General features: G+C 61.9%; 5 protein-coding genes. 2 read left to right on the top strand and 3 right to left on the bottom strand.

What is annotated here, in order from left to right; translation table 11 throughout:
* Positions 1-459: 459 nt before the first annotated feature.
* Positions 460-1,641, bottom strand: coding sequence for a radical SAM protein (locus AC3EA7_RS09910; RefSeq protein WP_488613888.1), 1,182 nt, complete (start codon positions 1,639-1,641; stop codon positions 460-462).
* A gap of 112 nt (positions 1,642-1,753) precedes the next feature.
* On the opposite strand from AC3EA7_RS09910, the gene AC3EA7_RS09905 reads away from it, so the two are divergent.
* Both AC3EA7_RS09905 and AC3EA7_RS09900 read left to right on the top strand, forming a co-directional pair.
* Positions 1,754-2,407, top strand: coding sequence for a hypothetical protein (locus tag AC3EA7_RS09905; protein WP_488613887.1), 654 nt, complete (start codon positions 1,754-1,756; stop codon positions 2,405-2,407).
* A complete protein-coding gene (locus tag AC3EA7_RS09900) occupies positions 2,404-2,703 on the top strand; it encodes a winged helix-turn-helix domain-containing protein (protein ID WP_488613886.1) in 300 nt (99 codons plus the stop codon). Before AC3EA7_RS09905 ends, AC3EA7_RS09900 begins: the two co-directional genes overlap by 4 nt.
* 208 nt (positions 2,704-2,911) lie before the next feature.
* Here AC3EA7_RS09900 and AC3EA7_RS09895 read toward each other — a convergent pair whose 3' ends face one another.
* Together AC3EA7_RS09895 and AC3EA7_RS09890 are read right to left on the bottom strand one after the other, a co-directional pair.
* Positions 2,912-3,211, bottom strand: a complete 300-nt coding sequence (locus AC3EA7_RS09895; RefSeq protein ID WP_488613885.1) for a hypothetical protein — start codon at positions 3,209-3,211, stop codon at positions 2,912-2,914.
* 84 nt (positions 3,212-3,295) lie between these two features.
* Positions 3,296-4,270 (bottom strand): integron integrase, encoded by a 975-nt coding sequence (locus AC3EA7_RS09890; RefSeq protein WP_488613884.1) that lies wholly within the window; start codon positions 4,268-4,270, stop codon positions 3,296-3,298.
* Positions 4,271-4,742: the final 472 nt, after the last annotated feature.

The following is a 4,742-nucleotide window of genomic DNA, read 5'->3' as shown; positions in this document are numbered from 1 at the left end:
AGATGGGGAGACCGGTGCGCCCTGGCGTTGTCCAGATCACCGCAGAGACGCGAAGGTGCAGCAGAACGGAATGCAGCGCGCCCCGCCGCCCCGCCCCAACTCCCCCTTCTTTACTGGTAGAAAATGGGGCAGGAGGAAGAGGAAACAATGGGCGATGGGACGACACACCCGCACGTCGCAAGCAACAACCGTTTCCCTTGAGAGCGTCCCCTTTGCGCCTTTGCGCCCTGGCGTTTTCCGAACAACAGGGCAAGGGAAAGGGGGCGCACAAGATGGGGAGACCGGTGCGCCCTGGCGTTGTCCAGATCACCGCAGAGACGCGAAGGTGCAGCAGAACGGAATGCAGCGCGCCACGCCGCCTGCTCCCCTGGCGGGAGGGCAGGTGGGAAGAGGGAACAACAGGAATGGGGACGCCGGGGTGAGCAATGGCGTCGGTCATCGGGACAGCTTCTTCGTGTGCTACCACAAGGTCAACTGTTCGGCAATCGGAAATCGGCGGTCATAATGCCGCAGGCGGTCACGTTCGTTCCTTCCGAAAAAGCGTCCATCGAGCGTCACGAAGTCGCGGGCGCGCGCGAGCGCACCGCCAAGCGCCGCAAGGTGCGCCAGGTCGCGGAAACGTCCTTCGCGTCGCAGGCGGAGAATGCGCGCCACGCTCACCGGACCCAACCCCGGCACACGCAGCAGATCATCGCGGTCGGCGCTGTTCAGTTCGACCGGAAAACGCTCGGGGTGCGCCAGCGCCCACGCCAGTTTTGGATCGATGTGCAGCGGCAGGTTGCCTGTTGCGTCATAGGGCAACTCGTGCTGATCAAAGCCGTAGCGCCGCACCAGCCAGTCGGCTTCGCGGAGACGCTGCTCGCGCACAAACGGCGTTGGCGCCCACTGCTCCAGCGGCGTGCCCGCAACCGGTCGAAACGCGCCAAAATAGACACGGCGCAATCCCAGATCGCGGTAGAGCCATGTGGTTGTTTGCAGCAGATCGTGGTCGCTCTCGCCCGCCGCCCCAACCACGAACTGCGTCGCAAGCCCCGCGCGGATGGCGACTGACCGGCTCCAGTCGCGCGCCAGCGCCAGCGGTGTGATCAGATCGCGCAGCCAGTCGCGCTCCGGCGAAATGCGCGCCAGGTGCAGCGCGGTTGGCGCTTCCAGGTTCAGGCTGATACGGTCGGCAAGGCGCGCGGCGCGCTCAATTTCCGCAGCGGGCGCGCCAGGCAGCAATTTCACATGGACGTACCCGCTATAGCCGTGGCGCGTGCGCAGCGCTTCGACCGCATCGAGCATACGCCCGGTCGCAGTCGAAGCATTGCCATCGACCCCGGTGGAAAGAAGCAGTCCCTGGACCGTCTTCCGTTCGACGCGCGGCAGAAAGATGCGCGCCAGCTCGTCGGGGGTCAGCGCAGCGCGCGGCGTGTCGTTCCCTGAGCGCAGCGGGCAGTAGGCGCAGTTCCAGTCACAGCGATTGCTCAGCAACAACCGGAAGACCGGCAACGCGCGCCCGTCGCCGTCGGCATCGGCGACCACGGCAGCGTCATTCCAGCCGGTTGCGGGGGGTGTTGCGCGGCGTTTCCCCAGGAAGCGGTCGCAGGCATCGAAGCGCGCCGCCGGCGCCAGAATGGCAAGTTTGTCGTCGAGGTCCATCGAACCCGATTATACCGCAGGACGCACGACTCCGCACCAGCGCTTGACACACGTGAAAAACAGGAGTAAAACAAACAGGTTTGAAAAACAAACGAATCTCAGGAGCAAACCTATGAGCAGGGTCATTCGTTCTGCTGAGCAGCGCGTCCGGCGTTACTGGACAGAAGACGGCATTCCGGTCCTGTATGTCGGATTGTTCTTCGTTATCTATGCTGCGCTCTTGTGGTGGGACGCCCATACCGACAGCGGTTGCGTCTCGGTCATACGGAGTACTGCGCTCATTCTCGGGATTGTCCTGGGCCATTTCGTCATTCAGGCGCTGAAGGCGCGGGTGACCTATCCGCGCACCGGGTATGTGAAATACCGGACTCCGACGCGTCGAGAAACCGCTCAACGCCTGATTGCTGCGTTAGGAATCGGGGGAGTTATGGTTCTTGCTGTGCTTGCAGGGCTGATGTGGGGAGGCGACGCCACCGGTCAGATGGTCGCTGCATTCCTGGCGTCCCTGTTGTTTGCTGCATTGTTGGGGGCCATGGCCTATCAGCAAGCAAGCAGGCGATATGGCGTCTATGCTGTGCTGGCATTGATCGGCGGGATGCTGACCAATCTCGCCATACGGCAGATCGCGTCGGCAGCGGCGCGCAATGCGATCCTGAATGGCGCAGGCATCCTGACCATCGTGGGGGTGGCAATGTTCGCAGGGGGTGCGTGGACGCTCAACCGGTATCTCCGCACCCATCCACAGATCGAGGAGCAGCCGGTATGAGCGAGTCGATCCTGACCGACATCGACGAGGTCATCCACGCACCGGCGCGGCTGGCAATCATTGCGACCCTGAATGCCGTCGAGGAAGCCGATTTTCGCTATCTGCTCAACGCAACCGGCCTGACGAAGGGGAATCTTTCGACGCACCTGAGCAAACTGGAGGAAGCAGGGTATGTGCAGATCGAGAAAACGTTTCGTGGTAAGATGCCGCTGACATTGTTGCGGCTCACGCCGCAGGGGCGTACCGCATTTGAGGAATATCGCCGGACCATGCTGCGGTTTCTCAATCAGATGTGAGCGTTGGGCTGATGAACATTCACCAAATAACCCGGCATTCGCGCTGCGCCCCGTAGCCCGGCGACTGAAGTCGCGGGCTACGGAAAGCGAAGCCCGCCTGCGCGGGCTGGACCGGATTGAATTCTTAATGTTCATAAGCCCTTACTGAGATCGTGAAAGCCCCTGCGGGGCTTCTCTGTCCTGAGCAAGCTTTAGCCTGCCACTCAGCTCACAGATACCAGATTTCTTCATCCTCATCAGCCGCTGGGCGGGCAGGCTGCGCTCGCAATAACGTCTGTCGCGCTGGCATCTGGAGCAGCGCCACTATCTTTTGCCCTTCGCGGGTCCAGGCATGCATTGTCAGGCGGCACGCAAGCGCGTCTCTGTGGCGCTGCGCCTCGGCTGGCGACTGAAGTCGCGCCGAGCGGGCGTTCCGCCCGGCGTCCACCTGCGTGGACGCCGCCGTTCCCGTCCGCGCAGGCGGACGGGTGGTCGCAGGTCCGTCAGGGGCGATTTCAATCGCTGGCAACCGGAGCGTCGTTTCCTGACAAATCGTGCCTGCACCTGCCCCTCGCCGGTTGCACCATCCAAACCTTTGCCGACAATGGCGGTTTCATTCATCGTCGAGCGGGCTGCGCACCGCGCCGGGTCCACGGCGCAGGACGTGGGTGTAGATCATCGTGGTCTGCACATCCTTGTGGCCCAGAAGCTCCTGCACGGTGCGAATATCATAGCCAGCCTCAAGCAAATGCGTGGCGAAGCTATGACGAAACGTGTGGCAGGTGACGCGTTTCTGGATACCGGCCTGCTGAGCCGCTCGTCGGACGGCCTTCTGCAAGCCGCTTTCGTCCTGGTGATGACGCATGATGCGCCCCGAACGCGGATCGACCGAGCGCCGGCTCGCTGGAAACACATACTGCCAGGCCCACTCACGGCTGGCGGAAGGCAATTTCCGCGCCAGGGCGTCGGGCAGCCAGACCTCACCGAAGCCCTCGCGGAGATCCTGCTCGTGGATCGAACGCACGTGTTCCAGATGAGCGCGCAGCGGCTCATGCAATCGCGCGGGCAGCAACGTCGCCCGATCCTTGCCGCCTTTACCCTGCCGCACAATCAGTTGGCGCTGCTCAAAATCAAGATCTTTCACTCGCAGACGCAAACACTCCAGCAAGCGCAGCCCGCTGCCGTAGAGCAGTTGCGCCATCAACTGATGGGTTCCCGACAGCGCGGCGAGCACGTCGCGCACCTCGGCGCGGCTAAGCACGGCAGGCAGGTACTGAGGTCGTTTGGCAGGGGTTATTGAGAGATCAGCGTCAAGCTCGATCTGCAACACCTTGCGATACAGAAAGAGCAAGGCGCTAAGCGCCTGGTTCTGGGTCGAAGCGGCAACCTCCTCTTCGACAGCCAGGTAGGTCAGGAAGGCGCCAATTTCACGCGATCCCATCTCGCGCGGATGGCGCATGTGATGAAAGCGAATAAACCGGCGCACCCATCCGATGTACGCCTCTTCGGTGCGGAGCGAGTAGTGTTTGCGACGCAGCGCGCCGCGCACCTGATCGAGCAGTCTGGGCGGATGGCCGGAAGAGGACATCTGGAAACCCCTTTACATCGGATATGGAGTGAGCTATACTCATCACAACTAATGTACCGCGCAACGCACCCAAGCGATGCGGCTTCATCGCACGTGAGTTTCAGGAGCGAAGGTTATCCGTCTATCGGGGCATGCGCGGGCATAGGCGGACGCATGGCAGCCGAACACCGTACCGGGCGAGATTAGACGGACGGTTGTCCGTCTCATGTGGCGCAGGCGTGCATAGCCGGACGAAGGGCGGCCGAACACCGTACCGGGCGAGATTAGACGGACGGTTGTCCGTCTAACGTAGTACTGGCTGGAATAGGCGGAGGCGGTCGGTCTACTTCATGTTGGGCGGCGGATGTCGCCATCATATACTCTTGTTTCACTTGGAGGTGAATATGTCACACAAACCCTTGCAACGCCAAATGTTTGTATTGTCTGCCTTCTTATTTGCCATTGCTTCATTCGGTGGCGCATCGGCTTCTGA

It is taken from the genome of Roseiflexus sp. (genome assembly GCF_057785375.1).
The sequence above is the reverse complement of the archived record's forward strand: the minus strand, read 5'-3'. Positions and strand labels throughout refer to the sequence as shown.

Coding starts and splice junctions, on each gene's coding strand:
- AC3EA7_RS09905 (WP_488613887.1), top strand. CDS start 1,754: ATGAGCAGGGTCATTCGTTCTGCTGAGCAGCGCGTCCGGCGTTACTGG.
- AC3EA7_RS09910 (WP_488613888.1), bottom strand. CDS start 1,641: ATGGACCTCGACGACAAACTTGCCATTCTGGCGCCGGCGGCGCGCTTC.
- AC3EA7_RS09890 (WP_488613884.1), bottom strand. CDS start 4,270: ATGTCCTCTTCCGGCCATCCGCCCAGACTGCTCGATCAGGTGCGCGGC.
- AC3EA7_RS09900 (WP_488613886.1), top strand. CDS start 2,404: ATGAGCGAGTCGATCCTGACCGACATCGACGAGGTCATCCACGCACCG.